At 63.5% G+C, this 23,881-nt stretch carries 27 protein-coding genes and 1 pseudogene; 13 read left to right on the top strand and 15 right to left on the bottom strand.

Annotated elements, in window-relative coordinates:
• The first annotated feature begins 123 nt into the window (after positions 1-123).
• Positions 124-1,107 carry an iron exporter MbfA gene (mbfA, locus tag NKI97_RS13355; RefSeq protein ID WP_352451856.1) on the top strand — a complete coding sequence of 328 codons (984 nt, stop codon included), beginning with the start codon at positions 124-126 and terminating at the stop codon, positions 1,105-1,107.
• A gap of 6 nt (positions 1,108-1,113) precedes the next feature.
• On the opposite strand, the gene NKI97_RS13350 is transcribed toward mbfA, so the two are convergent.
• The 3 genes from NKI97_RS13350 to NKI97_RS13340 all read right to left on the bottom strand — a co-directional run bounded on the left by NKI97_RS13350 (position 1,114) and on the right by NKI97_RS13340 (position 2,099).
• Positions 1,114-1,458, bottom strand: coding sequence for an antibiotic biosynthesis monooxygenase family protein (locus NKI97_RS13350; protein WP_023679001.1), 345 nt, complete (start codon positions 1,456-1,458; stop codon positions 1,114-1,116).
• Positions 1,455-1,787, bottom strand: coding sequence for an NIPSNAP family protein (locus NKI97_RS13345; protein ID WP_352451858.1), 333 nt, complete (start codon positions 1,785-1,787; stop codon positions 1,455-1,457). The genes NKI97_RS13350 and NKI97_RS13345 overlap by 4 nt, the downstream gene beginning before the upstream one ends.
• Positions 1,788-1,883: 96 nt before the next feature.
• The gene (locus NKI97_RS13340; protein WP_352451859.1) at positions 1,884-2,099 is read right to left on the bottom strand and encodes a DUF1127 domain-containing protein; all 216 of its coding nucleotides are present in this window, start codon (positions 2,097-2,099) and stop codon (positions 1,884-1,886) included.
• 69 nt (positions 2,100-2,168) lie between these two features.
• Between NKI97_RS13340 and NKI97_RS13335 the strand changes: the two genes are divergently transcribed.
• Positions 2,169-2,843, top strand: coding sequence for an ArsR/SmtB family transcription factor (locus NKI97_RS13335; protein WP_352457887.1), 675 nt, complete (start codon positions 2,169-2,171; stop codon positions 2,841-2,843).
• A 119-nt stretch (positions 2,844-2,962) separates the two neighbouring features.
• Here NKI97_RS13335 and ligD read toward each other — a convergent pair whose 3' ends face one another.
• The 3 genes from ligD to NKI97_RS13320 all read right to left on the bottom strand — a co-directional run bounded on the left by ligD (position 2,963) and on the right by NKI97_RS13320 (position 6,968).
• Positions 2,963-5,464, bottom strand: a complete 2,502-nt coding sequence (ligD, locus tag NKI97_RS13330; RefSeq protein WP_352834599.1) for a DNA ligase D — start codon at positions 5,462-5,464, stop codon at positions 2,963-2,965.
• A 9-nt stretch (positions 5,465-5,473) separates the two neighbouring features.
• A complete protein-coding gene (gene ku / locus NKI97_RS13325) occupies positions 5,474-6,325 on the bottom strand; it encodes a non-homologous end joining protein Ku (protein WP_352451862.1) in 852 nt (283 codons plus the stop codon).
• 136 nt (positions 6,326-6,461) lie between these two features.
• Complete coding sequence (locus NKI97_RS13320) at positions 6,462-6,968, bottom strand: YciE/YciF ferroxidase family protein (RefSeq protein WP_352451918.1); 507 nt, start codon at positions 6,966-6,968, stop codon at positions 6,462-6,464.
• 407 nt (positions 6,969-7,375) lie between these two features.
• Between NKI97_RS13320 and NKI97_RS13315 the strand changes: the two genes are divergently transcribed.
• The 5 genes from NKI97_RS13315 (at position 7,376) to NKI97_RS13295 (ending at position 9,944) form a co-directional block, all read left to right on the top strand.
• Positions 7,376-7,522 (top strand): hypothetical protein, encoded by a 147-nt coding sequence (locus tag NKI97_RS13315; RefSeq protein WP_023678994.1) that lies wholly within the window; start codon positions 7,376-7,378, stop codon positions 7,520-7,522.
• A gap of 257 nt (positions 7,523-7,779) precedes the next feature.
• Positions 7,780-8,160, top strand: coding sequence for a thiol-disulfide oxidoreductase DCC family protein (locus NKI97_RS13310; RefSeq protein WP_245274773.1), 381 nt, complete (start codon positions 7,780-7,782; stop codon positions 8,158-8,160).
• Positions 8,161-8,209: 49 nt separating this feature from the next.
• Complete coding sequence (locus NKI97_RS13305) at positions 8,210-8,965, top strand: saccharopine dehydrogenase NADP-binding domain-containing protein (protein WP_352747383.1); 756 nt, start codon at positions 8,210-8,212, stop codon at positions 8,963-8,965.
• On the top strand, positions 8,923-9,648 hold the full coding sequence (locus NKI97_RS13300) for a DUF4166 domain-containing protein (RefSeq protein ID WP_352834595.1): 726 nt from the start codon (positions 8,923-8,925) through the stop codon (positions 9,646-9,648). The genes NKI97_RS13305 and NKI97_RS13300 overlap by 43 nt, the downstream gene beginning before the upstream one ends.
• 8 nt (positions 9,649-9,656) lie before the next feature.
• The gene (locus tag NKI97_RS13295; RefSeq protein WP_352834650.1) at positions 9,657-9,944 is read left to right on the top strand and encodes a DUF4166 domain-containing protein; all 288 of its coding nucleotides are present in this window, start codon (positions 9,657-9,659) and stop codon (positions 9,942-9,944) included.
• Here NKI97_RS13295 and NKI97_RS13290 read toward each other — a convergent pair.
• The 3 genes from NKI97_RS13290 to NKI97_RS13280 all read right to left on the bottom strand — a co-directional run bounded on the left by NKI97_RS13290 (position 9,833) and on the right by NKI97_RS13280 (position 13,430).
• Positions 9,833-10,216, bottom strand: a complete 384-nt coding sequence (locus NKI97_RS13290) for a DUF1850 domain-containing protein (RefSeq protein ID WP_352834593.1) — start codon at positions 10,214-10,216, stop codon at positions 9,833-9,835. The two genes, NKI97_RS13295 and NKI97_RS13290, sit on opposite strands and share 112 nt — an antisense overlap.
• A complete protein-coding gene (locus tag NKI97_RS13285; protein ID WP_352834590.1) occupies positions 10,213-12,309 on the bottom strand; it encodes a TRAP transporter permease in 2,097 nt (698 codons plus the stop codon). Before NKI97_RS13285 ends, NKI97_RS13290 begins: the two co-directional genes overlap by 4 nt.
• 161 nt (positions 12,310-12,470) lie before the next feature.
• Positions 12,471-13,430: a TAXI family TRAP transporter solute-binding subunit gene (locus tag NKI97_RS13280; protein WP_023678990.1), complete on the bottom strand. Its 960-nt coding sequence runs from the start codon at positions 13,428-13,430 to the stop codon at positions 12,471-12,473.
• Positions 13,431-13,689: 259 nt separating this feature from the next.
• Here NKI97_RS13280 and NKI97_RS13275 point away from each other — a divergent pair, with 259 nt between their 5' ends.
• Together NKI97_RS13275 and NKI97_RS13270 are read left to right on the top strand one after the other, a co-directional pair.
• Positions 13,690-14,058 (top strand): YciI family protein, encoded by a 369-nt coding sequence (locus NKI97_RS13275; protein ID WP_023678989.1) that lies wholly within the window; start codon positions 13,690-13,692, stop codon positions 14,056-14,058.
• Positions 14,059-14,065: 7 nt separating this feature from the next.
• On the top strand, positions 14,066-15,322 hold the full coding sequence (locus tag NKI97_RS13270) for an RNA polymerase sigma factor (protein ID WP_352747432.1): 1,257 nt from the start codon (positions 14,066-14,068) through the stop codon (positions 15,320-15,322).
• 15 nt (positions 15,323-15,337) lie between these two features.
• On the opposite strand, the pseudogene NKI97_RS13265 reads toward NKI97_RS13270, so the two are convergent.
• The 6 genes and pseudogenes from NKI97_RS13265 to hrcA form a co-directional block, all read right to left on the bottom strand.
• A pseudogene (locus tag NKI97_RS13265) lies at positions 15,338-15,962 on the bottom strand (glutathione S-transferase family protein).
• Positions 15,963-16,096: 134 nt separating this feature from the next.
• On the bottom strand, positions 16,097-17,077 hold the full coding sequence (gene cysK / locus NKI97_RS13260; protein ID WP_352457895.1) for a cysteine synthase A: 981 nt from the start codon (positions 17,075-17,077) through the stop codon (positions 16,097-16,099).
• Between the two features lie 166 nt (positions 17,078-17,243).
• The gene (locus NKI97_RS13255) at positions 17,244-17,861 is read right to left on the bottom strand and encodes a LysE family translocator (protein ID WP_352451872.1); all 618 of its coding nucleotides are present in this window, start codon (positions 17,859-17,861) and stop codon (positions 17,244-17,246) included.
• 87 nt (positions 17,862-17,948) lie between these two features.
• On the bottom strand, positions 17,949-19,304 hold the full coding sequence (locus NKI97_RS13250) for a PQQ-dependent sugar dehydrogenase (RefSeq protein ID WP_352834586.1): 1,356 nt from the start codon (positions 19,302-19,304) through the stop codon (positions 17,949-17,951).
• 99 nt (positions 19,305-19,403) lie between these two features.
• Positions 19,404-19,601 (bottom strand): hypothetical protein, encoded by a 198-nt coding sequence (locus tag NKI97_RS13245; protein ID WP_023678983.1) that lies wholly within the window; start codon positions 19,599-19,601, stop codon positions 19,404-19,406.
• Between the two features lie 36 nt (positions 19,602-19,637).
• On the bottom strand, positions 19,638-20,750 hold the full coding sequence (gene hrcA, locus NKI97_RS13240; protein WP_036239090.1) for a heat-inducible transcriptional repressor HrcA: 1,113 nt from the start codon (positions 20,748-20,750) through the stop codon (positions 19,638-19,640).
• A 146-nt stretch (positions 20,751-20,896) separates the two neighbouring features.
• On the opposite strand from hrcA, the gene rph reads away from it, so the two are divergent.
• The 4 genes from rph to hemW are packed head-to-tail and all read left to right on the top strand — an operon-like array spanning position 20,897 to position 23,878.
• Positions 20,897-21,613 (top strand): ribonuclease PH, encoded by a 717-nt coding sequence (gene rph, locus NKI97_RS13235; protein WP_023678981.1) that lies wholly within the window; start codon positions 20,897-20,899, stop codon positions 21,611-21,613.
• A gap of 32 nt (positions 21,614-21,645) precedes the next feature.
• Positions 21,646-22,056 carry a VOC family protein gene (locus tag NKI97_RS13230; protein ID WP_023678980.1) on the top strand — a complete coding sequence of 137 codons (411 nt, stop codon included), beginning with the start codon at positions 21,646-21,648 and terminating at the stop codon, positions 22,054-22,056.
• Positions 22,056-22,718 carry an RdgB/HAM1 family non-canonical purine NTP pyrophosphatase gene (gene rdgB, locus NKI97_RS13225; protein ID WP_352451876.1) on the top strand — a complete coding sequence of 221 codons (663 nt, stop codon included), beginning with the start codon at positions 22,056-22,058 and terminating at the stop codon, positions 22,716-22,718. The genes NKI97_RS13230 and rdgB overlap by 1 nt, the downstream gene beginning before the upstream one ends.
• A complete protein-coding gene (hemW, locus tag NKI97_RS13220) occupies positions 22,715-23,878 on the top strand; it encodes a radical SAM family heme chaperone HemW (protein WP_352451877.1) in 1,164 nt (387 codons plus the stop codon). Before rdgB ends, hemW begins: the two co-directional genes overlap by 4 nt.
• Positions 23,879-23,881: the final 3 nt, after the last annotated feature.

Genomic DNA, 23,881 nt, shown 5'->3' with positions numbered 1-23,881 from the left:
GCAACGGCGATGTGTTCGGAATTTTGAAGCCTGTACCTTTTGAGCATGAGTGGAGCGCACACGATTGACCGGCGACGTGCGAGGTCATAGTTTAGAACTATTCTAAACTAGGGTGAATTTCTCATGCTTTCCCGCGTTTTCGGCTTCGGCCGCCGTCCCTTTGAATCGCTCTCGGAACAGGAGATCCTGGCGCTCGCCATCTCCTCCGAGGAGGATGACGGGCGCATCTATCGCGCCTATGCCGACGGGCTGGCGGAGAGCTTTCCGCAATCGGCCAAGGTGTTCGAGGAGATGGCGGAGGAGGAGGACGGCCATCGCGATTCGCTGATCGAGCTTTACCGCAAGCGTTTCGGCGAGCGCATACCGCTGATCCGGCGCGAACATGTGAAGGGCTATTACGAACGCAAGCCGGACTGGCTGGTGAGGCCGCTCGGCATCGATCATGTGCGCAGCCAAGCCGAGGCCATGGAGCGGCAGGCCTACCTGTTCTATATCGAGGCGGCCAAACGCACAGGCGATGCGTCGACGCGAAAGCTGCTCGACGACCTGGCGATCGCAGAACAGGGCCACGAGACACTGGCGCAGCGGCTGGAGCAAAAGCATGTGCCGGGCGCGGTCAAGGACGAAGAAACAGCAGCCGAGCAGCGCCAGTTCATCCTGACCTATGTCCAACCGGGGCTGGCCGGGCTGATGGATGGCTCGGTGTCGACGCTGGCGCCGATCTTTGCCGCCGCCTTTGCCACGCATGATACGTTCCAGACCTTTCTGGTCGGGCTTGCCGCCTCGATCGGCGCTGGCATCTCGATGGGTTTCACCGAGGTGGCTTCCGACGACGGCAAATTATCGGGCCGCGGCTCGCCGGCAAAACGCGGGCTGACCGTCGGCGTCATGACGACGCTGGGCGGGCTCGGCCATGCGCTGCCCTATCTAATCCCGCTTTTTTGGACGGCGACCATTGTCGCCGCCGTGGTGGTTTTCTTCGAGCTGTGGGCGATCGCCTTCGTGCAGAACCGCTACATGCAGACGCCATTCTGGCGCGCCGCCTTCCAGGTGGTGCTGGGTGGCGCGCTGGTGTTTGCGGCAGGGGTGCTGATCGGGAATGCCTAACAGTCCTTAACCATTTACCGCCTGGCTGTCCTGAGGCGCCTCTGCGCGTTCGGTCAGGCCGTAATCGCGCACGACATGGGCGATGCGCAAACGATAGTCCGCAAAGATACCGCCGCGCCCGGCCTTCTGCGCCTGCCGATGTTCCTGCGTGTTGCGCCAGGTCTTCACCGCGTCCTCGTCGCGCCAGAAGGACAGCGACAGGATGCGGTTCGGATCGGCAAGGCTCTGGAAGCGCTCGATCGACAGGAAACCGTCGATGCCGTCGAGCAGTGGGCGTAGGTCGGCGGCGATGCCGAGATAGGCATCGCGCTTGCCCGCCGCCGGCTCGACCTCGAAGATGACGGCGATCATGGCTTCACCAAAGGAGCATGCGGCCCGGAGGCCAGCTTGAGGAAGATGCGGTCCTCCTTCAGAATGAATTTTTCCCGTCGGGCGAACTCGTAGTTCGCCTTGCCGGCGGGATCGGCGGCGAGCCGGGCGCGGTAGGCTTCGTAGGCCGCAAGACTGTCGATGTTGTAGGCGGCATAAGCCGTGGTGGCCGAGCCTTCGTGCGGCGCGAAATAGCCGACCAGATCGGCGCCGCAGCGCGGGATCGCCTGCCCCCAATTGCGTGCATATTCCTCGAATGCCGCCTTGCCGAACGGATCGATCTCGTAGCGGATGAAGCAGGTGATGGTCATTTTCGCGTCCTTGGCGGTGGATGTTTTCTTGCGGTCACAGTTCGAGCCGGATCGAAACGTTCCGAAGATCGATATGCTAGGCAAATCCCTCGCTGATCATGCCTGCCAGAACGATTTCGCGCATTCGCGGCGGACGTCTTCAGGTGTCAGGCCAAGGTCACGCAGCAGATGATCGTCGATCTCGGCGAGGTCGAGACGCTGCAAATGACGGTCGTACCACTGCTTCAGGAGCCGCAGCCGCAAGCGGCGCAAGACAATGAACGGGAACGGCCGGCGAGCAGGCGCGGCGCTGAGAATGGTCCTTGCAGGCATCGTTGTCTCCTTGATTTGCATCGAGACTAATGCTTTATCTGACGAGGATGCTTCGATGAGGAACGAACTATGCGCGAAGGACCTGACATAGCCCGCATTGCCAGCCTGGTGGGCGATCCGGCGCGGGCAAACATGCTGTCCGTATTGATGGGCGGCACGGCACTGACGGCGAGCGAACTGGCACTCGAAGCCGGGGTGTCGCTTCCGACAGCGAGCTCGCATCTGTCGAAGCTGATGGAAGGCGGGCTGCTGACACTGGCGAGCCAGGGGCGGCACCGCTATTACGGCCTCGCCGGCCCGCAGGTGGCGGGAATGATCGAAGCCATCACCGGCGTTGCCGCTGCGGTCGGACCGCAGAGGGTGCGACCCGGCCCTCGCGACGCGGCCATGCGCGTGGCGCGGGTCTGCTACGATCACCTCGCCGGCGAGCGGGCGGTGGCGATGCTGGACCGTCTTGTGGCTCGACAAGTGCTCCTGCGCGACGACAAGGTGATCCAGCTTGGGCCGTCGGCCGCCTCGCATTTCGCCGCGATCGGCATCGACATCCATACCAAAGCGCGGCGACCGGTGTGCCGCGCCTGCCTCGACTGGAGCGTGCGGCGTTCGCACCTCGCCGGCACGCTGGGCGCCGCCATTCTCGACAAGATCCTCGCCGAGAAATGGGCGCGGCGCGAGAAGGACAGCCGTGCCGTGATCTTTTCACCGGTAGGCAAGCAGGCCTTCGAGACGACGTTTCTCGCCTGACGGCTCGCTTCAATGCGCTAGAACGGTTCGTCGTTTCACGGAAACGCCGAACCGCTGTATCATTTTGTTTTGAAGCATGTCGTTGTCGCAAACCGCTGCACATTTTTGCGCGACATGCATTAGCCGCGCTTGAGCGGCTTAGCCTGCTTGAAAAAATCCGCCCAGGGATCGGCTTGCCCGAGCCGCTTCAGCGTCGTCTTGTCGCCGATCGGAAAGGCGTTCGGCGGCAATCCGGCCTCGATTTCCGCCCAGGTCACTGGCATCGATATCGTGGCGCCTTTTTTGGCGCGCGACGAATAAGGCGCAACCGTGGTGGCGCCGCGGCCGTTGCGCAGATAATCGACGAAAATCTTGCCGGTGCGCGCCCTCTTCGACAGCGTCGCCGTGTAGCGGTCGGGCGCGGCCTGTTCGAGCGCTCGGGCGAACTCATGGGCGAAGCCTTTGACCTCGTCCCAATCCGCCGACGGCTTCAGCGGCACGACGACATGATAGCCCTTGCCACCTGACGTCTTGACGAAATTCGGCAGGGACAGTTCGTCGAGCCGGCCGCGGATATCGAGCGCCGCCGCGCGCACCGCCTTCACGTCGACGCCCTCGTCCGGATCAAGATCGAAGATGATCTGGTCGGGTTTTTCCAGATCGTTGGTGGTCGAGCCCCAGATGTGGATCTCGACGACGCCCAGTTGCACCAGCGCCGCGACGCCGTCGAAATCGCGGACGAACAGGATTTCCTCGCCGTCCGTCGGATCCTTCATCACAGCTATTTTTTCACTCATGCCCGCTGAGGCATGCTTCTGGAAAAACCGTGGGCCGCCAACGCCGTCCGGCGCCCGCACGAGGCTGAGCGGCCGGTTGATGATGAATTGCTTCATGCGCGGCCAGACCAGTGCGTAATGGTCGACTAGATCCTGCTTTGACACCTCCTCCTGCGGCCACAGAAGCTTGTCCGGGCGAGACAGCGTAACCGACGTTTTCGCCGTCCCGGCGGGTTTGGCGGGCTTTGCCTTGGGCTGCTCTGCCGGAGCTGAGCGTGCTTTCGGTTTCTCCTGCACGACTTCCTCCGCCGGCTTGTCCTCGCGCAATCCCTGGAACGACGCGTGGCGTATTATACGGTCCGACGTCCAACTGCGAAACTCCACTTCGCCGACAAGTTCGGGCTTGACCCAGACCAGCCCCTTGCCCCTTGGCACCGCCCTGTCGAAGGGCGAGGACGTCGTCTTTAGCGCATCAAGCCTCTTCTTCAACTCGTTGGTGCTTTTGGCCGTGAAGCCGGTGCCGACGCGGCCGGCATAGCGCAGCTTGCCGCCCTCGTGATAGCCGACCAGCAGCGAGCGCAGGCCGCGCCCGGTCTTGTCCGACGGCATATAGCCGCCGATGACGAATTCCTGGCGCGCCGTGCATTTCGACTTCACCCACGAGGGAACACGACCGCTGCGGTAGGGCGCATCGGCACGCTTGGAGACGACGCCTTCGAGCCCCAGCCGGCAAGCATGCTCCAGCATGATCTTGCCGGGCTCGGCAAAGTGGTCGCTGAAGCGCACAGCCTGATCCTCGGCCTGTCCGGCGAGCAAAGTGCGCAGCCTTTCCTTGCGCTCGACCAGCGGCTCGGAACGGATATCCTCACCGTTGAGACGCAACAGGTCGAAAACGTAGTAGATGAAACGATCCGTGCGGCCCGCCGACAGATCTTGCTGCAGCAGCGAGAATGACGACACGCCATTATCCGCCAGCACGACGATTTCGCCGTCGATGATGGCGTCGGTGCATTTCAGGCCGCCAAGTGCGGCGGCAATCGCGCCACCGAATTTGTCGGTCCAGTCGAGGCCGGTGCGCGTCAAAAGCCGCACCTCGGTACCGGCAAGCTGCGCCTGCATGCGATAGCCGTCGAACTTCACCTCATGCAGCCAGTCCTTGCCGGGCGGCGCGTCCCGCTCCAGCGTTGCGAGCGCCGGTTCGATGAATTCGAGCCGCCTTGCCGCGACTGCCTTCTTGCCGGTAGCCGGCCTGTCGGACTGCCAGACGCTTGGCTTCTTGCCGTCGGCGGTCTTGCCTTGGCCGACCTCCTCGATGGTCAGGCCGGATTTCACCGATTGCGGCGCCTCCTGCAAAATGTCCTCGCCCGGACGCGCGGCGGCATCGTCGGATTTGATCAGCAACCAGTTGTCACGCTTTTCGCCCGGACGCGGCTTCAGCCGCACCAGATGCCATGCGCCATGCAATTTGTGGCCATGCAGTTCGAAACTGATATGGCCTTTCTTCATCGCCTTTGCCGGGTCGCCATCGGGGACCCAAGTTCCCTCATCCCAGACAATGACCGAGCCGCCGCCATATTGGTCCTTCGGGATGGTGCCTTCAAACGGCGCATAGTCGATCGGGTGGTTCTCGACATGCACGGCGAGCCGCTTTTCGTGCGGGTCGAGGCTCGGGCCTCGCGTCACCGCCCAGCTCCACAGCACGCCGCCGTGCTCGAGACGAAGGTCGTAGTGAAGCCTGGTGGCGGCATGCTTGTGGATGACGAAGATGCCACCCGGCACGGCTTTCTTGCCGCGCGAAACCTTGCCGGCTGGTTCGGCCGTCTTCTTGAAATTGCGCTTGGCGTGATACTGCTCGAGGCCGGCCATGGGCGGATCCTAAGCAGATTTGCGCCGGGCGGCTTTGGACTTGGCGCCTTTTGCCGGGCGTCCGGTCTTTGCCGGCGCACCGGCTTCCGACGAAAGGCTCTTCTTCAGCGCATCGAAGAGGTTGACGACGTTGGAGGGCCGTGGTTCCGCCTTGGTCTTCGGTGCCTTCTTGCCGGCCTTCTTGGCGCGGACCAGCTCCATCAGGGCGCTTTCGTATTTGTCCTCGAATTCGGAAGGATCGAACTTCGCCTGTTTCTCATCGACGATGTGTTCGGCCAGCCTGATCATCTCGGCGTCGGTCTTCACCGGCTTGATGTCGCCGAACACCATCTCGGGCCTGCGAACCGTATCGCCATAGCGCAGGGTCGTCAGCAGCAGACCCTTGCCCAACGGCTCGATGACCACCGGACGTTCGCGGCGATAGAGCACAATGCGGGCTAGCCCCGCCGTCTTCTTGGCGGCCATGGCGTCGCGGATGACGGCGAAGGCCTCTTCCGAGACCTCGTCCGCAGGCGTCACATAATAGGGCGCATCGAGATAGATCTGCTGGATCGAGGATTTTTCGATGAAACCATCGAGGCTCATCGTATGCGAGGATTCGATCTGCACGGCTTCGATCTCCTCCTCCTCGATTTGGACGAAGTCGCCGTCGCCGATCTCGTAGCCCTTGATCTCGTCGCCTTCATCGAGCGGCTTGCCGCTTGCCGAATCGACATAGACGCGCTTGACGGTATTGCCGGTCTTGCGGTTGAGCACGCGGAACGAGACTTTCTCGGCCTGGGTGACGACATTGGTCAGTTCGACGGCGCAAGTGACCAGCGAAAGCTTGAGATACCCTCTCCAGGCGGGTCGCGGCGCCATGACAAACTCCCTGCGCGACAATGTTCAACCGATAACGGCGTTCAACCGAGAACGGCCAAAGTCCGTTCCGGTTCCGGCGGCGCAAAAGGCAAGTCCGAGCTTTCAACCCAGCCTTGCCTTGTTCTCGCTCGCTGCCCTACTCGGCGGCTTGCAGGTTGACCTTGCTTTCCGCTATTTCGGTAAGCTTGCGGTCGGTTGCCTGCTCCTCCTTGAGGTTGTTGGCCAACACATTGGCGCAGTCGCTGCGGCCCAGTTGCTTGGCCCAAGCAATCAGGGTGCCGTAACGGGTCATCTCATAATGCTCGACCGCCTGGGCGGAGGCGATCAGCGCAGCGTCGAGGACCTCCTTGTCGGCGATGTCGCCGCTGACGTCGTCGGCTTCTTCGAGAATGCCGTCGATGGCCGGGCAGTCGACCTGCTTGGCCTTCACGCCGTGCAGTTCGAACACCTGCTCGACACGCTGGATATGACCCTTGGTCTGAGCGAGATGTTTCTCAAAGCCGGCTTTCAGCTGCGCATCACTCGCCTTGTCGATCATCTTCGGCAGCGATTTCTCGATCTGTTTTTCAGCGTAATAGATGTCGCGCAGCGTGTGCACGAAGAGGTCGTCGAGGGTTTTGATATCCTTCGAAAAGAAACCCATGGCCTTTGCCTTTCCATTGCTCTTGCAGTTTCGGATTTTTTTGGCTGCGGCCCACCCGAGCACCACAGCCTGCGGCGCCGGTTCGTCCCGGCACTGGGAATCAACGTGCGGCTGACGGGCCGGTTCCTGGTTTTCCGGCCGCGTGCACGGAAATTTCGCGGTCCGGCAAAACCTGAAACAAAACCGCGCCTCTGCGACATTCAGGCGAAACATATGTGATGCAAAAGTCACACTGGACGAAATGCCGCCGGACTGCATGGAAACACCGCGAATCAGCCGCATTCCAGCCATGAACAAAGGCATTTTCGACCAGAGATTAACATCGCGTTCACCGACTATTCACGCCTGGACGCTATGATCCCCGCAATTCGGAAGGGACATCCGAAACGGGACAGGGACCGAGTAAAATGAGCTTCTGGAATCAAATCGCCGGCTATGCCGCCGCCATCCGCGAATTCGTCGCGCCGACCTATCGGCCTGAGCGCTATTATATGCGCGGCCCAGGCCCCGCCTGCGCGCGCCGTGGCAACACGCTTGGGATCAGCGTGCGCTGATGATGAGCATGGAGAGCCGTCACGACAGCCGAATCTGCCGGCCCGACGCCGACAATCGGTCAACGACCTATCGCGCCGAGCGGCCTGCGCTGACCGACAGACGGCGTGCGACAACGCCAAGCCTCTAGCATTCCGGGCTTTGATCCAGCCGCCGGCAGGCCTAGTGTCGCCTGACACCAGCTGCCGGGCGTCACGTGATCGTCAAGCCGAACCATTCTCCTGAGCCGCCAGAATTCGAATCAAGTCGCCCGTTGATCGTGTTCGACGGTATTTGCGTGTTGTGCTCGGGCTTTGTGCGCATGGTGGTGAAGCTCGACCGCAAGGGCCGCTTCCATTTCGTAACGGCGCAGTCGCCCTTCGGCGAGATGCTGTTCAAGAAATACGGGCTGCGGACGGATCGCTACGAGACCAATCTCGTCATCGTCGATGGCGCGGCTTTCACCCGCCTGGACAGTTTCGTTGCCGTCATGGCCGAACTCGGCTGGCCGTGGCGGGCGGCGCGGATCCTGCTGCTGTTGCCGCGCCCGCTTCGCGACTGGCTCTACGACCGTATCGCAAAGAACCGCTACGCCCTGTTCGGCAAGAAGGACAATTGCGAAATCCCTTCCGCCGAGGTGAGGGCAAGATTGATCGGTTAGGTTCGTTGCCGTGGCCGGGAGCGGGCGGGGCATTTTGGGGGAACTGCGGATGAAGGTTCTTGTCGTCGGCGGCTACGGCACCTTTGGCGGTCGCACCGTCGAGCTTTTGGAGGGCGAGCCGCATCTGATCCTCTTTGTCGCCGGGCGCTCGCTCGCCAAGGCTGACGCGTATTGCAAGAAGCGCGCCCCGACAGCAGCCCAGCTGGTGCCGGCACTGTTCGACCGTGACGGCGATCTCGCCGCGCAACTCGCTGCATTTGAGCCTGATATTGTAGTCGACGCGAGCGGTCCGTTCCAGGCCTATGGCGAGGGACGCTATCGCCTGATCGAGGCCTGCATCGCCCGGCGCATCAACTATCTCGATCTAGCCGACGGCTCGGATTTCGTCGCCGGTGTCTCTGCGTTCGACGAGGCGGCGCGAAACGCCGGCGTCTTCGTGCTGTCCGGCGTCTCGAGCTTTCCGGTGCTGACGGCGGCGGTGGTGCGTCGCCTGTCTTCGGACCTGACGCGGGTCGACGGCATTCGCGGCGGCATCGCGCCTTCGCCCTTTGCCGGCGTCGGCGGGAACGTCATCCGGGCTATCGGCCGGTGCGGCTTGTTCGCAATGGCCGTCCCGAACAAGGCCGTCCGTTTACCGGGCAGCTGCGCTACACTATCGCGCCGCCGGGCCGGCTGCCGCTTCGAAACACGCTGTTTTCTCTGGTCGACGTTCCGGACCTGCGCGCCTTGGCCGCGCTTTGGCCGGAGGCGAGGACCATCTGGATGGGCGCCGGGCCGGTTCCCGAAATGCTGCACCGCGCCCTGATCGGCCTCGCCTGGCTGGTGCGCACCGGATTGATCGGTTCGCTTTCGCCGCTGGCGCTGCTGATGCATCAGGCAACGAACCGGCTGCGCTGGGGCGAGCATCGCGGCGGCATGTTCGTCGAGGTGGAGGGATCGGGCCGGGCGGGCGCCATCGTCAAGCGCTCGTGGCATCTCTTGGCCGAGGGCAATGACGGGCCGCTGATCCCGTCGATGGCGGTCGAAGCACTGGCCCGCAAAGCGCTGGCCGGACATCAGCCCGCGCCGGGCGCACGGGCGGGGGTGCGCGATTTGGAGCTCCGGGATTATGAAGCCCTGTTCGCCGGGCGGACAATCTACACCGGCTTCAGGAACGGGGCGGCGGACGAGGACAAGCCGCTTTATGCCGAGCTGCTCGGTGCCGCCTGGCAAGGCCTTCCCGAGGCAATTAGGTCAATGCATGACCGTACGATCACGGCCGCAGGCCGCGCGCGCGTCGAACGCGGGCGCAATGTTCTTGGCCGGCTAATGGCCTGGACGGTCGGCTTCCCCGGGGCAAGCGAGGACATCCCGGTTCATGTCCGCTTCGACACCGACAAGGACGGCGAGACCTGGACCCGGACATTCGGCAGCACAGTTTTTCGAGCCTACAGTCCGCAGGCCGGGGTCGATCGCAGCGCTTGCTGTGCGAACGCTTCGGCCCGCTGACCTTCGCGATGGCGCTGGTTGCCGATGACGGCCGGCTGGCGCTGGTCTTGCGCCGCTGGAGTTTTTTTGGCCTGCCGCTTCCGATGTGGCTCGGTCCACGCTCGACTTCCTACGAATCGGTGAAGGATGGCCGCTTCCGCTTCCATGTCGAGATCTCGCATCCGCTTGCCGGCATGATCGCCCGCTACCGCGGCTGGCTGGAGCCCTCCGGCCCGCACGGCTCCAGCGAGATCGTGCCGCCTGCCAGCTTGGCCAGTTCGCGACAGTCCTGCGCCGTGCACAGCGTCCAGCCCTGACCCGTGGCGCCCGAGGCGGCGAGCGCGAGGCGCCGCCGTGGCCCGACCTTGGGCGCATAGACCCACCAGCCGTTTCTCAGCACCGAGCCTTGCGGCGGCTCCATCCCGGCGCCCGATCCCTTGATGCGGGCCTCGACCAGCTGCAGGCCGGACGGCAGCACCTTCCAGTCTTCCTGCCACTGGGTCTTCTCCACCGAATGCACCCAGGAGAGCGTGAAGGCAGCGACCGCGAGCGTCACCGTCTTGCCGGCCGCGACGATGCAGAGGCTCATGCTGAATTAGCCAGCGAAGCCTGCCGCGCGCGCCAGCAGTGCCAGCCGATCCAGGCTAGGGACAGCGCCCAGCCCGCCTCGTCGGTGAGCGGCAGCGCCGCAACCAGCAGCACGCCGGCGGCGAAGGCGACGAGGCGTTCCCACCAGGCCATGCGCCGGTCGAGAAATCCGACCGCCGCGGCGCCCCACAGGACGATACCCATGCAGGCTTTGATGACGATATAGGCGACCTCGACGGGATAGCCGAACTGGGCGGCGATCGGGCCGGGGTCCTGCAGCATCAGCGCCGGGGTATAGACCGCCATGAACGGCACAACGAAGCCAGCAATGGCAAGCTTGGTGGCCTGGATGCCGATCTTGAGGCCGCTTTCCTTGGCCATGGGTGCGGCGGCGAAGGCGGCCAGCGCCACAGGCGGGGTGAGATCGGCCATGATGCCGAAATAGAAGACGAACATATGGCTGACCACCAACGGCACGCCGAGCGACAGCAGCGCTGGCCCGGCCAGCGACGAAGTGATGATGTAGTTGGGAATGGTCGGTATGCCCATGCCGAGCACCAGGCAGGTGAGCATGGTCAAAAGCAGCGACAGGAACAGATTGTTCTCGCCGATCGAGATGATCCAGCCGATGAAGGTCGAGGCGATGCCGGTAAGCGTCAACGTGCCGATGACGATGCCGACAATGGCGCAGGCAATGCCGACCGGCAGCGCGTTCTTTGCTCCTTCGGCAAGGGAATCCATGCATATGCGCAGCGTCTCGCGCCCGCCCTTGAAGGTGAGGCAGGCGGCGACCAGCACGGCGATGACTAGGCTGAGGATGTTGACGCCGAATTTCATGAAGGAAGCCGCGGCAAGCCCGAGCGCCAGCCAGAAGACGATGCGGAAGGCGAGCGGCCCGATCGATGCTGCCAGCGGCGTGCCGAGGATAAGCACAATGGTCAACGCCAGGCCCATGGTGCCGGCGAACACCGGTGTGTAGCCGGCAAACAGCAGGTAGATCAGTGCTGCGAGAGGCAGTACCAGCGGCCAATGTTGTCTCACCGCATCCCACGGATTGGGCAGGTCAGCCTTGGCCATGCCGTGCAGGCCGGCCTTGCCGGCTTCCAGGTGCACCTGCCAGAAACAGGCGCCGAAATAGAGCAGCGCCGGAATGATCGCCGCCTTGACCACCGCGGCATAGGGGATGTTCAGGGTCTCGGCCATGATAAAGGCAACCGCTCCCATCACCGGCGGCATGATCTGGCCGCCCATCGACGAGGTCGCCTCGACGGCGCCGGCGAAGGCCGAGCGGAAACCGAAGCGCTTCATCAGCGGGATGGTGAACTGGCCGCTGGCCACCACATTGGCGACGCCGGAGCCGGAAATGGTGCCCATCAGCGCCGAGGACAGCACGCAGACTTGCGCCGGGCCGCCGCGCCATGAGCCGACCAGGCCAAGCGCAAAATCGTTGAACAGCGCGATCATGCCGGCGCGCTCAAGAAAGGCGGCGAAAACGACGAAGATGAAGATGTAGGCGGCCGAGACATAGATCGGCGTGCCGTAGATGCCTTCGGTGCCATAGGCGAAGGTGTCGACGAGCTGGGCGAAATCATAACCGCGATGGATGAACGGCGGCGGCAGATGATTGCCGGCAAATGCGTAGGCGAGAAAGATAAAGGCAATGACGGCAAGCGGCAGCCCCATTAACCGCCGCGCCGCCTCGAAGACCAGCACGACCAGCACCGCGCCGACGATCAGGTCAGGCGTGGTGAGAAAGCCGGAGCGGCGGATGAGGTCGGCATAGAACACCCAATTGTACAGACCGGTGGCGAAACCAAGCAGGCCGAGCGTCCAGAACACTGCTTTCGCCGGGACGCTTTTGGCGCGCAGATTGGCGATTAGGGCAAAGCCGAGCAGCAGCAGGAAGCCGACATGCATGGCGCGTATGACCTGGCTCGGCAGGCTGCCATAGGCGGCGATGTAGATTTGGAAGATGGAGAAGGCGATGGCGATAAAAAAAGCCGCCTTGCCGGCGATGCCTTCGCCGAAGCCAGGCGGCAATCCTTCGACAGGAGCTTCCGCTGTGGGGGAAAGAACGGTCGGGATTACGGTCATTAGCGGGGTTCCTGGCGGGGCGGTCCCCTCCTCGAGGGGAGGGTGCCGAGCGAAGCGAGGCGGGTGGGGTCGGTGCGGCAGTGCGCGGCCTCAACCGACCCTACCCGTCCATTCGCCTTCGGCAGCTGTTCACCTTCTCCTCAAGGGGGAGGGATGGCTCCTTACTTCACCAATCCCTTTTCCTTGTAATACCTCTCGGCGCCTGGATGCAGCGGCACCGGCATGCCGTCGAGCGCCTTGGCCGGGTCGATCGCCTTGGCGGCGGCGTGGGCAGCGGTGAGCTGGTCGAGATGCTCGAACAGCAGTTTCGTCATCTGGTAGGCGGTCTCGTCGGAGACATCGGCGCTGGTGATCAGGAAATTGCCGACGGCGGCGGTCGCAACATCCTCGGTCTGGCCCTCGTAGGTGCCCTTGGGGATGACCACGGAAAGATAGGGCGAGCCGATCTTGGCGACGTCCTCCGCCGGCACGGCAACGATGTTTACCGGCACTGAGGTGGCGAGGTCACGGATCGACGCGACCCCAAGGCCAGCCGACTGCAGCGTGGCGTCGAGCTGGCGGTTCTTGATCAGCTCCACCGATTCGGCGAAGGGCAGATATTCGATCCGCCCGAGGTCTTCGTATTTCAGCCCGGCAGCGGCAAATATCGTGCGGGCGTTGAGCTCGGTGCCTGAGGCCGGCGCGCCGACCGAAAGGCTCTTGCCCTTGAGATCGGCGAGCGTCTTGATGCCGGATTCCTTGCTGGCGACGATCTGGATGTAATTGGGATAGATGGCGGCAATGCCGCGCAGCTTGTCGAGCTTGCCTGGGAAGCCTGCTTCGGTGTTGCCTTCGGCGGCCAGCTTGACGGAATCGCCGAGCGCAAAGGCGATCTCGCCCTTGCCCTGCTGCAGCAGGTTGAGGTTTTCGACCGACGCTTTCGTCGCCTGCACCTGGGTGCGCGCGCCTTCGATGCCCTTGCCGTAGATTTCCGACAGCGCGACGCCGAGCGGATAGTAGACGCCGGACGTGCCGCCAGTCAGCACGTTGATGAATTCCTGCGCCTTGACCGATACCGCGCCAAGGCCAAGCGACAGCGCCAGCACACCGGCCGCAATAAATTTCGTCCTGAAATTGAGCATGCGATTTCCTCCCTGAAAATTCGTCGCCGTGCCCTCCTCGGCGGCATGAAGCGAAGCGAGTGTAGACAGCGGGCGGGAAATGCCAACCTGCAATAGCAGCAAATTAGACGAACGGCTAAGCAGTGCCGCAACACGTTGGCGCTTGCGCGAGGTCGCATCGCGGCAGAAAGATTTTTCCAGCGCTTGTCGAAATCCGGCAGGGCCGGGCGACATACGTCCGGCTCGCAACGATGCGGCCTTCGAGAAACGGGAGAAGACCATGCGATACATGCTTTTGATCTATGGAAACGAAGCGGGGATGGCAGCCGCGCCAGCAGATGCGGTGACACAGATGTCGAGCGCGTACGTCGCCTACACCGAAGCGCTGAAGAAATCCGGCGCCTGGCTTGGCGGTGACCGGTTGAAGCCGACGCAATCCGCTACTTCGGTACGGATGGCCAATGGCAAGACCAACGTGCTCGACGGCCCCTATGCTGACACCAAGGAGCAGCTTGCCGGCTTCTATATGATCGAAGCGGAGGACGTCGACGCCGCCATTGCCTGGGCGGCGCGCTGCCCGGGCGCCAGCACCGGCACGGTAGAGGTGCGGCCGATCTGGGAAATGACGGAGTACTTATCTGAGAAATGACCATGTGATAGACGGTCGCCCGGAGATGGCGCGGGCGGCGGCGGAAGCGGCCGCCCGGCAAAGCTACGGCAAACTGGTCGCCTATCTCGCCGCGCGCACGCGCGACGTGGCCGGTGCCGAGGACGCCTTGGCCGATGCCTTTGCAGCGGCGCTCGAGCGTTGGCCACAGGCGGGCGTGCCCGACAAGCCGGAAGCCTGGCTGCTGGCGGTGGCGCGCAGGCGCCGCGTCGACGCAATCCGGCGGCGCCTGACCAGCGAGGCGGGCCGCGACCACCTCAGGCTGATCGCCGAGGAGATGGAGGCACGCATAGCCGACGAAGACCTGCCGGACGAGCGGCTCAGGCTGATGTTTGCCTGCGCCCATCCGGCTATCGAGGCCGGCGTACGAGCGCCGCTGATCCTGCAGACCGTCCTTGGCTTCGACGCAGCGACCATCGCCTCGGCTTTTCTTGTCTCGCCAGCCACGATGAGCCAGCGCCTGGTGCGCGCCAAGACCCGCATCCGCGAGACCGGCATTCCGTTCCGCGTCCCGGAGAGGGCCGAACTCGGCGAGCGGCTGGGCACCGTTCTGGAAGCGATCTACGCGGCGTTTGCCGAAGGCTGGTCCGACCCGGCCGGCACCGAAACGCTGCGCCGTAATCTCGCGACCGAAGGCATCTGGCTCGGCCGTCTGATCGCCTCGCTGATGCCGGATGAGCCGGAAGCACTCGGCCTGCTGGCGCTGATGCTGTTCGCCGAGGCGCGGCGTGCAGCCCGGCGCAATGCGGCGGGTGACTATGTGCCGCTGGCCGAGCAGGATCTTGCATTGTGGGACGACACCCTGATCGATGAAGCGGAGGCGCTGCTCGGGCGCGCGGCCGCCGAGGGTGTTGTCGGCCGCTACCAGCTCGAGGCCGCCGTGCAATCCGCCCATACGACACGGCGGCTGACCGGTTGCACCGACTGGGTCGCGATCAAGGAGCTCTACGACGCGCTGTCGGTGATTGCCGGCTCGCCGGTGGTGTCGATCAACCGTGCGGTGGCGATTGCCGAGGCCGAAGGTGCTTCAGCAGGATTGGGCGCGCTTGATCAACTCAGCTGCGACAAGCGGCTGTATGACTATCAACCTTACTGGGCCGCCCGCGCGGGCCTGCTGGCCAGACTCGGCAAAGTTCCGCAAGCGAGCGAGGCCTATGACCGGGCTATCGGCCTCGAACGCGATCCGGCCGTGCGCCGGTTCCTGCAGGAACGACGGGCATGGCTCGGCCACGCGGAAAGACACTGAGACAAGGCGGAGTGCTTAGGCCGGCCACATGTCGTGGGAAGCATTCAGCCTCTTTATCACCCGATGTTCCCGCAAATTGGCCCACAGGCGTTCGATATTCGGCCAAGCGGTTGGAACCTTCGCGACCTCCGGATGCCAGGCCACCAACATGACGAGATAGACGTCGGCCAGCGAGAGCCGGTCGCCGGCCAGCCAGTCATGGCCTGCGAGGGCGGCATCGAGAATGGCGAAGCTGCGATCCATTTCCGAGACCGCCGCCTATTTGACAGCGTCCACGCCGCGGGGATCGGTCGTGTAGCGATGGAGCGTAGAAGAACCGCAGGTCAGCCGAATAGATGACGGAGGACATGAAAAACATCCAGCGCAGGAAGTCGGCACGGTCAGCCGAACTTGCTGCGGGCGCCAGTCCTGCTTCCGGGTGGCGCTCGGCCAGCAGGATGCAGATCGCCGCCGATTCGGTCATCGAGCGTCCGTCCGGCAAGACCAGGACCGGTACCTGGTTCAAGGGGCTGATATCTAAAAAGGCCTGGTTGGGTCGGCCTTTTGGAACATCGATCTGGTCGAAAGGCACACCCGCCAAAGCGAGCGCCGCCTCGATGACAAAGCCGCCGGTATTGGCACGCGTATAGAGCTTGTACATGAACTCCTCCACCTGCCGGGCAGCGACGATTTGATACGGAAGGGACCCGCCGCTCCAGCGAACGATGTCGCTACAGGTATTTTCAGCGGCCCGCCGGAGGGCAGCGCGAAGGGATCGCTACTCGTGTCCAGACCCTAAGTCCCCAACCCCTCGAACAGGATCGTCGAGAGATAGCGCTCGGCGAAGGAGGGGATGACGACGACGAGGTTCTTGCCCTTGTTCTCGGGCCGCGAGCCGACGACGATCGCTGCTTGCAGGGCGGCACCCGACGAGATGCCGACCGGCACACCTTCGAGCCGAGCGACGAGCCGTGCATTGGCAACCGAATCCTCGTTCGAGACCTTGACGATCTCGTCGTAGATCGTCGTATCGAGGATTTTTGGCGCGAAGCCGGCGCCAATGCCCTGGATCTTGTGCGGGCCTGGCTGACCGCCCGACAGCACCGGCGAGGCTTCCGGTTCGACCGCGACGACATGCACCGAGGGCTTGCGCTTCTTCAGCACCTGGCCGACGCCGGTGATGGTGCCGCCGGTTCCGATGCCGGCAACGAAGATATCGACTTCCCCATGGGTGTCGTTCCAGATTTCCTCGGCCGTGGTGCGGCGATGGATTTCCGGATTGGCCGGGTTTTCGAATTGCTGCGGAATGACAGCGTCGGGCAGCGTTGCCGCCAGCTCGTCCGCCTTGGCGATGGCGCCCTTCATGCCTTTCGGCCCTTCGGTCAGCACCAGTTCGGCACCGAGCAGAGCCAGCATCTTGCGGCGTTCGACGGACATGGTTTCCGGCATGGTCAGGATCAGCTTGTAGCCCTTGGCAGCGGCGGCAAAGGCGAGCGCGATGCCGGTATTGCCCGAGGTCGGCTCGATCAGGGTGGTCTTGCCGGGCGTAATCCTGCCCGAAGCCTCCAATGCCTCGATCATCGACACGCCGATGCGGTCCTTGACCGAGGCGATCGGGTTGAAGAATTCGAGCTTGGCCAGCAGATTGGCGACGACACCCTTCTCCCTGGCGAATTTATCAAGCCGCACCAGCGGCGTGTCGCCGATCGTCTCGGTGATCGAATTGTAGATGCGGCCGCGGCCGGGCACGTGTGCGGGGGTGGCGGGCTTGTTCATTGATTTCCTCCCAGAGGTCAAGCGGCAAGAGTCGGGCGGGGCCTAGGATAGAGCCATCCGCCGCGCAAGATAGGCTGTCGACCGAAAAATATCCGAGTGAAGTTCGTGCTGAGTACCCCCGCCCTTGCAAGGCGTGGCAATCCTTGGGCGGATTGGCGAAAGAGATCTATTGGCGGGCGGCAATTGCCGCCGCCGCACCGACCATGAAGCCCGCGGCGGTGCGGTTGAGTACCCTCAGCGCCCGCGGCGACTTCAGGAACCAGCGCGCCTTGGCCGCCAGCGCCAGATAGGGCACCAGCACCACGAGCAGGACGACGATGGTGAGCGCGACGAGGATGCCGTAATCGGCCAGCGTGATCGTCTTCAGATCGACGATGGTCGGGGTGATGGCAAGATAGAAGATCATCGTCTTCGGATTGCCGAGCGTGACGGCGAGGCCGGCTACAAAGCTGGATGCCAAGCCGCCCTTGCCTTTCTTCGCCTCCACCGTCTCCGGCGTGATGCCGCTCGTCCAGAAACGCCAGCCAAGAAAGGCGAGGTAGGCGACACCCAGCCATTTGATCGCCAGGAAGACCATGCCGAAAGTTTGTGCGACGAAAGCCAGGCCGAGCACCACGGCAGTGAGATAGGTCAGGTCGCCGAGCATCAGCCCGAACGACATGGCCAGCGACGAGCGGAAGCCGGAACCCAGCGCACGCGCAACGAGCGCGGTGACGCCGGGGCCGGGGATGGCCGCGGCGATGCCGAGGGCGGCGCTATAGGCGAGAAACCCGGTGAGTGTCATGATTCGCGCTTGTCGCACAATGTTGAAGTTGGGTGAATTCCCTCGGCCCGGATTCGATTGCGCCAGCGCAGCAGGCGACACCGCCGTTCAGGAGCGGCCGTCTTCGTAGGTAACGCGCCAGATGGTGCCATTACCGTCCTCGGTGACGATCAGCGAGCCGTCCTTGGCCATCGCGACACCGACCGGGCGGCCCCAGACGGCGTCGTTCGAGATGACGAAGCCGGTCATGAAGTCCTCATATTCGCCGGTCGGCTTGCCATCCCTGAATTTGAGCCTTACCACCTTGTAGCCGGTCCTGGCGCCACGGTTCCACGAACCATGCATGGCGACGAAGGCGTCACCCTGATAATCCGCCGGGAAGTTCTTGCCGTCGTAGAAGGCTATATTCATCGGCGCCGAATGCGCCTGCATCAATACATCGGGGACAGTGGCCTTGCCGGCGAGGTCTGGCCGCTCGCCCTGATGGCGCGGATCCTCGTTATTGCCGATGTAGTACCAAGGCCAGCCATAGAATCCGCCGTCCTTGACCGCTGTTGCAAATTCGAACGGCACATTGTCGCCGAGCTCGTCGCGCTCATTGACGACGCACCACAATGCGCCGGTGGCGGGCTGCACGGTCATGCCCGTACAGTTGCGCAGGCCGGTGGCGACAGTTCGGGGATTTTTCCCATCCGGGTCAAAGGCGAGCACATCGGCACGGCCGTCCTCGGAGCCCCAGGCCGCCCCGAGCGGCTTTGATTTGGCCCAGGCGTCGAGGCCGCTATCCGGCTCCTTGCCTATATCCTCGGCGACGTTCGAGGCGGAGCCAACCGACAAATAAAGCGTTTTGCCGTCCTGCGAGAAGGCGATGTCGCGGGTCGTGTGACCACCCGACGGGATTTGGGCGACAATGGTTTCTGGTTTTCCGGATGTCTTCAAGTCGCCATCGCGATAGGGGAAGCGGACGATGCTGTCGCTGTTCGCGACATAGACCCATTGCGGTTTGTCTCCTGGCGGATAGAAGGCGATGCCGTAGGGATAATTGAGCCCCTTGGCGAAGATCGCTTTCTCGATGGGCTTGGCGCTGCCCTCGGCGAGACGATAGACGCGTATTTGGTCGGCATGGCTGTTGGCAACAAACAGGTCGCCATTCGGAGCGACGCGCACGACACGTGGATTGACGATGCCGGATGCGATCATTTCAGCCGAAAAGCCCGACGGCAATTCTGGCTTGGCGCTTTCGGGCCGTTCCGCCACGCCGGCGCCGTTCGAAGCGGATTGGGCGGGGTCGGCTGCCGGCATGTCTCGCGGCCCAATCAGGCGTCGGACGCCAGGCCTGTCGGCTTGCCAATCGCCAAACGCGGCTTCGCCTTTGAGCACATTCTGGTCCGCCTGCTGGGCGGCTGCCGGTGTCGCAACAAGGAGGGCAGCGGCAACGGCCGCAAAGCCGCCAGATCGGATCATCAACGTCCTCCGGGATTCGCCTCGAACAGGGCAAACGGCATCAGGTATTGATCGTTCCAAGCGGCCGTCCAGCACACGAGGATTTGAAGCCGAACCCGTTCAGTTGCCAGAGGCGTAAAAGTCGTCGTCGAGGCGCTTTTCCAGCGCGACCAGATCGGCCGGCAGCGGCAAACCCATCGCCCGCATCTCTTGCAGCTTCTCGCGCAATTGCTCTTGCACCTCGTGCTGATCCTCTGGCTGGTTGATCATTTCTTCGAGCAGCAGACTGATCTGGGCCTTGAACGATTCCAGCGCCATTCTTTTCTCCTCCTTGCGGCAGGCCCGCGGCGGCTCCTAGCTCAGCATGCGCGAAATCAGCTGCGCGGTATAGTCGACCATCGGTACTATGCGCGCATAATTCAGCCGCGTCGGCCCGATGACGCCGAGCGCACCGACGACGCGCGCGTCCTTGTCGCGATAGGGTGCCACCACCAGCGAGGAGCCAGACAGCGAAAACAGCTTGTTTTCCGAACCGATGAATATGCGCACGCCTGGGCCTGCCTCGGCGAGGTCGAGAAGCTGGATCAGCCCATCCTGCGTCTCCAGATCCTCAAACAGATGCCGCAGCAATTCTATGTCGGCCTGGGCAGTGACGTTTTCCAGGAGATTGGCGCGGCCGCGCACGATAAGCCGCCCAGGCACGCCGCTTTCAGCGCCTGCCCAGACCGCCAGGCCCTTCTCGACCAGATCCTGCGACAGCGTGTCGAGGGCTGCCCTGGTCTCTTCCTTGATGCGGGCGATCTCGACCCGCGCCTCGGCCAGGGTGCGACCGCGGATATGGGCGTTGAGGAAGTTGGAGGCTTCGTGCAATTGCGAGATGGTGATGCCGGCGGGCAGATCGATGACGCGATTTTCGACGTCGCCGTTCTGCGAGACCAGCACGGCCAGCGCCTTGGTCGGCTCGAGCTGGATGAATTCGATGTGCTTAAGCGCCACCTCATTCTTGGCGGCGAGCACGAGGCCGGCGCCGCGCGACATGCCGGACAGCATCTGGCTGGCCTCGGTCAGCATATGCTCCAGCGTCGCGCCCGAGCCGGAGGCGCGCACCTGGGCCTCGATGGTGCGGCGCTCCTCGTCGGAGAGGTCACCAAGTTCCATGAAAGCATCGACGAAGAAGCGCAGGCCTGCCTGAGTCGGCAGCCGGCCAGCCGAAATGTGCGGCGCATAGATCAGGCCGAGATGCTCAAGGTCGCTCATCACGTTGCGGATGGTGGCCGGCGACAGCGACGACGGCAGGATGCGCGACAGGCTGCGCGAACCGACCGGCTCGCCATCCCTCAAATAGGAATCGACGATGCGCCGGAAGATGTCGCGCGAACGCATGTCGAGCGATTGAAGCGCGGGCGATTGCAGCGCGTGCGACGGGAGCACGTGCGACTGCAAACCGGGATCGACTGCCTTTGTCATTTCGAGCCAAAAACCTCCGCCCCGAAGATATAGACTTCCGCGGTGTCGGCGCAACCGGTCCATTTTCCTTTGCGCCTCACGCCCCGTGCGGCTACAAGCCGGCCAAGATTCCCCGGCCAAGATTCCGAAGAAAGAAAGAAGCCTGAATGCGCCCTTCCAAACGCCAATTCGACGAAATGCGCCCCATCTCCTTCGAGCGCGGCGTCTCCAAGCATGCGGAAGGCTCGTGCCTGGTGAAGTTCGGCGACACGCATGTGCTGTGTACGGCCAGCCTGGAGGAAAAGGTGCCGGGCTGGATGCGCAACTCCGGCAAGGGCTGGGTGACGGCGGAATACGGCATGCTGCCGCGTTCGACCGGCGAGCGCATGCGCCGCGAGGCTTCGGCCGGCAAACAAGGCGGCCGCACGCTGGAAATCCAGCGGCTGATCGGCCGCTCCCTGCGCGCCGTGGTCGATCTGCAGGCGCTCGGCGAGCAGCAGATCACCGTCGACTGCGACGTGATCCAGGCCGACGGCGGCACGCGCACCGCTTCGATCACCGGCGGCTGGGTGGCGCTCTACGACTGCCTGCGCTGGATGGAAACCCGCCAGATGGCGAGCCTGGGCAAGGTGCTGAAGGATCACGTTGCGGCGATCTCCTGCGGCATCCATGATGGCCAGCCGGTCATCGACCTCGACTATATCGAGGATTCCTCGGCCGGCACCGACGCCAATTTCGTCATGACCGGCAAGGGCGGCATCGTCGAGATCCAAGGCACGGCCGAGGGCGAGCCGTTCTCGGAAGAGCAGTTCGCGGCGCTGATGGGGCTCGCCAAGAAAGGTATTCAGCGCCTGGTCAGCTTGCAGCAAATGGCGGTGGCTTAGCTGCGGTCAATATTGATGAGATTGGCGATCCTGTGACTCCTTCTGCAATCCTGGAATCAGCACTCTACGTGACGGACCTTGCTGCCGCGGAACGGTTCTATTCGGGCGTGCTCGGGCTCGATCTGCTCGGCAAGGTCGATGGCAGGCATCTCTTCTTCCGCTGCGGCGACAGCGTGCTGCTTATGTTCAATGCCGAGGCGACCAAAGTGCCGCCGCCGGCCGACGCCAAGCTCAAAGTACCGCCGCATGGCGCGGTCGGCCAGGGCCATCTTTGCTTCGCCGCAAGCGCGGATGAAATCCCACGCTGGAAAGCGCATCTTGAGGCGAAGAAAATCGCCATCGAAAGCGAGTTCGAATGGCCGCAGGGCGGCCGCTCGATCTATATTCGCGACCCGTCGGGCAATTCGATCGAATTCGCCGAGCCAAGAATCTGGGGCATCTGATGCATTCGCCAACTGTTCATTCGCTTGACGGGCATAAGATCGTCGTCGCCAGCCATAACATCGGTAAATTGCGGGAATTCGCCGATCTGATGGCGCCATTCGGCATAGAAGCGAAGTCCGCAAAGGAATACGGCTTGCCGGAGCCAGACGAGACCGGCACCACTTTCGAGCAGAACGCCCTCATAAAAGCCTTGGCCGCCGCCAAGGCCACTGGATTGCCGGCGCTGTCGGACGATTCCGGCCTGTGTGTCGATGCGCTCGACGGCGCACCCGGCGTCTACACCGCCAACTGGGCCGAGACGCCGGACGGCTCCCGCGACTTCGGCATGGCCATGCAGCGCACGGAAGTGGCCTTGCAAGAAGTTGGCGCGATCACGCCTGCCCAGCGCAAGGGCCGCTTTGTCGCGGTCATCTGCCTGGCCTTTCCCGATGGCCAGGCGGAATATTTTCGCGGTGAGGTCGAGGGCACGCTGGTATGGCCGCCACGCGGCGAGCTCGGCTTCGGCTACGATCCGGTGTTCTTGCCCAACGGGTTCGAAAAGACCTTCGGCGAGATGAGCGCGAAGGAAAAGCATGGCTGGAAGCCCGGCCAGCCAACCGCATTGTCGCACCGTGCCCGCGCCTTCCAGAAATTCGCGCAAGCCCGATTGGCCGCCGTATGACCATGCTGCTCGACCGCAGGCCTGGTTTCGGCGTCTACGTCCACTGGCCGTTCTGCGCGGCCAAATGCCCGTATTGCGACTTCAACAGCCATGTCCGCCACCAGCCGGTCGACCAAGAGCGTTTTGCCCGCGCTTTCGAGACCGAGCTGGCGACGATGCGCGGCCGCACCGGGCCGCGCGAGGTGACCAGTATCTTTCTTGGCGGCGGCACGCCATCGCTGATGAAACCGCAGACCGTGGCGGCGGTGCTGGATGCAGTGGCGAAGAACTGGACGGTGCCTGACGGCATCGAGGTGACACTGGAGGCCAATCCCTCCTCCGTCGAGGCCGAGCGCTTTCGCGGCTATCGCGCGGCCGGCGTCAACCGGGTATCGCTTGGCGTGCAGGCGCTGAACGACAAGGATCTGCGCTTCCTCGGCCGTTTGCACAATGTCGATGAGGCCCTGCATGCGATCGGCCTAGCGCGCGAGATTTTCCCACGGCTGTCGTTCGACCTGATCTACGCGCGGCCCGGTCAGACGCCGGAAGCGTGGCAGGCGGAGCTCGAGCAGGCGATCGGCCACGCCGCAGACCATCTGTCGCTCTATCAGCTGACCATCGAGGAAGGCACGCCGTTCCATGCACTGCATGCGGCAAGGAAATTCATCATTCCAGACAATGAGCTTGCCGCCGATCTCTACGCGTTAACGCAGGAGATCACCACCGCGCGCGGACTGCCGGCCTACGAGATTTCCAACCACGCCAGGCCCGGCGCCGAAAGCCGGCACAATCTCACCTACTGGCGTTATGGCGAATATGTCGGCGTCGGTCCCGGCGCGCATGGCCGGTTCGTCGAAAATGGCCGCCGCGTGGTGACGATCGCCGAGAAAATGCCGGAGACCTGGGCCAATCTGGTCGAGGCCAAGGGTCATGGCGTTACCGGCGGCGAGGTCCTGACGCGGTCGGAAGAGGCCGACGAGTTCCTGCTGATGGGGCTGAGGCTGGCGGAGGGCATCGACCTTTCCCGCTACGAGGCATTTTCAGGGCGTGGCCTGTCGACGGCACGGCTGTCGGTGCTGCAGGACGAAGGCCTAGTGGCGCCGATCGGCAATGCCCGCCTGCGCGCCACGCCGGCCGGCATGATCGTGCTCGATGCGGTCGTGGCGGATTTGGCCAGATAGCAC

Source organism: Mesorhizobium sp. M0296 (assembly GCF_040321675.1).
Lineage (GTDB): Bacteria > Pseudomonadota > Alphaproteobacteria > Rhizobiales > Rhizobiaceae > Mesorhizobium.
The sequence above is the reverse complement of the archived record's forward strand: the minus strand, read 5'-3'. Positions and strand labels throughout refer to the sequence as shown.

What these genes read in the sequence shown, in the direction of transcription:
- mbfA (WP_352451856.1), top strand. Translation starts at nt 124, where the DNA reads ATGCTTTCCCGCGTTTTCGGCTTCGGCCGCCGTCCCTTTGAATCGCTC.
- NKI97_RS13350 (WP_023679001.1), bottom strand. Translation starts at nt 1,458, where the DNA reads ATGATCGCCGTCATCTTCGAGGTCGAGCCGGCGGCGGGCAAGCGCGAT.
- NKI97_RS13345 (WP_352451858.1), bottom strand. Translation starts at nt 1,787, where the DNA reads ATGACCATCACCTGCTTCATCCGCTACGAGATCGATCCGTTCGGCAAG.
- NKI97_RS13340 (WP_352451859.1), bottom strand. Translation starts at nt 2,099, where the DNA reads ATGCCTGCAAGGACCATTCTCAGCGCCGCGCCTGCTCGCCGGCCGTTC.
- NKI97_RS13335 (WP_352457887.1), top strand. Translation starts at nt 2,169, where the DNA reads ATGCGCGAAGGACCTGACATAGCCCGCATTGCCAGCCTGGTGGGCGAT.
- ligD (WP_352834599.1), bottom strand. Translation starts at nt 5,464, where the DNA reads ATGGCCGGCCTCGAGCAGTATCACGCCAAGCGCAATTTCAAGAAGACG.
- ku (WP_352451862.1), bottom strand. Translation starts at nt 6,325, where the DNA reads ATGGCGCCGCGACCCGCCTGGAGAGGGTATCTCAAGCTTTCGCTGGTC.
- NKI97_RS13320 (WP_352451918.1), bottom strand. Translation starts at nt 6,968, where the DNA reads ATGGGTTTCTTTTCGAAGGATATCAAAACCCTCGACGACCTCTTCGTG.
- NKI97_RS13315 (WP_023678994.1), top strand. Translation starts at nt 7,376, where the DNA reads ATGAGCTTCTGGAATCAAATCGCCGGCTATGCCGCCGCCATCCGCGAA.
- NKI97_RS13305 (WP_352747383.1), top strand. Translation starts at nt 8,210, where the DNA reads ATGAAGGTTCTTGTCGTCGGCGGCTACGGCACCTTTGGCGGTCGCACC.
- NKI97_RS13300 (WP_352834595.1), top strand. Translation starts at nt 8,923, where the DNA reads ATGGGCGCCGGGCCGGTTCCCGAAATGCTGCACCGCGCCCTGATCGGC.
- NKI97_RS13295 (WP_352834650.1), top strand. Translation starts at nt 9,657, where the DNA reads ATGGCGCTGGTTGCCGATGACGGCCGGCTGGCGCTGGTCTTGCGCCGC.
- NKI97_RS13290 (WP_352834593.1), bottom strand. Translation starts at nt 10,216, where the DNA reads ATGAGCCTCTGCATCGTCGCGGCCGGCAAGACGGTGACGCTCGCGGTC.
- NKI97_RS13285 (WP_352834590.1), bottom strand. Translation starts at nt 12,309, where the DNA reads ATGACCGTAATCCCGACCGTTCTTTCCCCCACAGCGGAAGCTCCTGTC.
- NKI97_RS13280 (WP_023678990.1), bottom strand. Translation starts at nt 13,430, where the DNA reads ATGCTCAATTTCAGGACGAAATTTATTGCGGCCGGTGTGCTGGCGCTG.
- NKI97_RS13275 (WP_023678989.1), top strand. Translation starts at nt 13,690, where the DNA reads ATGCGATACATGCTTTTGATCTATGGAAACGAAGCGGGGATGGCAGCC.
- cysK (WP_352457895.1), bottom strand. Translation starts at nt 17,077, where the DNA reads ATGAACAAGCCCGCCACCCCCGCACACGTGCCCGGCCGCGGCCGCATC.
- NKI97_RS13255 (WP_352451872.1), bottom strand. Translation starts at nt 17,861, where the DNA reads ATGACACTCACCGGGTTTCTCGCCTATAGCGCCGCCCTCGGCATCGCC.
- NKI97_RS13250 (WP_352834586.1), bottom strand. Translation starts at nt 19,304, where the DNA reads ATGATCCGATCTGGCGGCTTTGCGGCCGTTGCCGCTGCCCTCCTTGTT.
- NKI97_RS13245 (WP_023678983.1), bottom strand. Translation starts at nt 19,601, where the DNA reads ATGGCGCTGGAATCGTTCAAGGCCCAGATCAGTCTGCTGCTCGAAGAA.
- hrcA (WP_036239090.1), bottom strand. Translation starts at nt 20,750, where the DNA reads ATGACAAAGGCAGTCGATCCCGGTTTGCAGTCGCACGTGCTCCCGTCG.
- rph (WP_023678981.1), top strand. Translation starts at nt 20,897, where the DNA reads ATGCGCCCTTCCAAACGCCAATTCGACGAAATGCGCCCCATCTCCTTC.
- rdgB (WP_352451876.1), top strand. Translation starts at nt 22,056, where the DNA reads ATGCATTCGCCAACTGTTCATTCGCTTGACGGGCATAAGATCGTCGTC.
- hemW (WP_352451877.1), top strand. Translation starts at nt 22,715, where the DNA reads ATGACCATGCTGCTCGACCGCAGGCCTGGTTTCGGCGTCTACGTCCAC.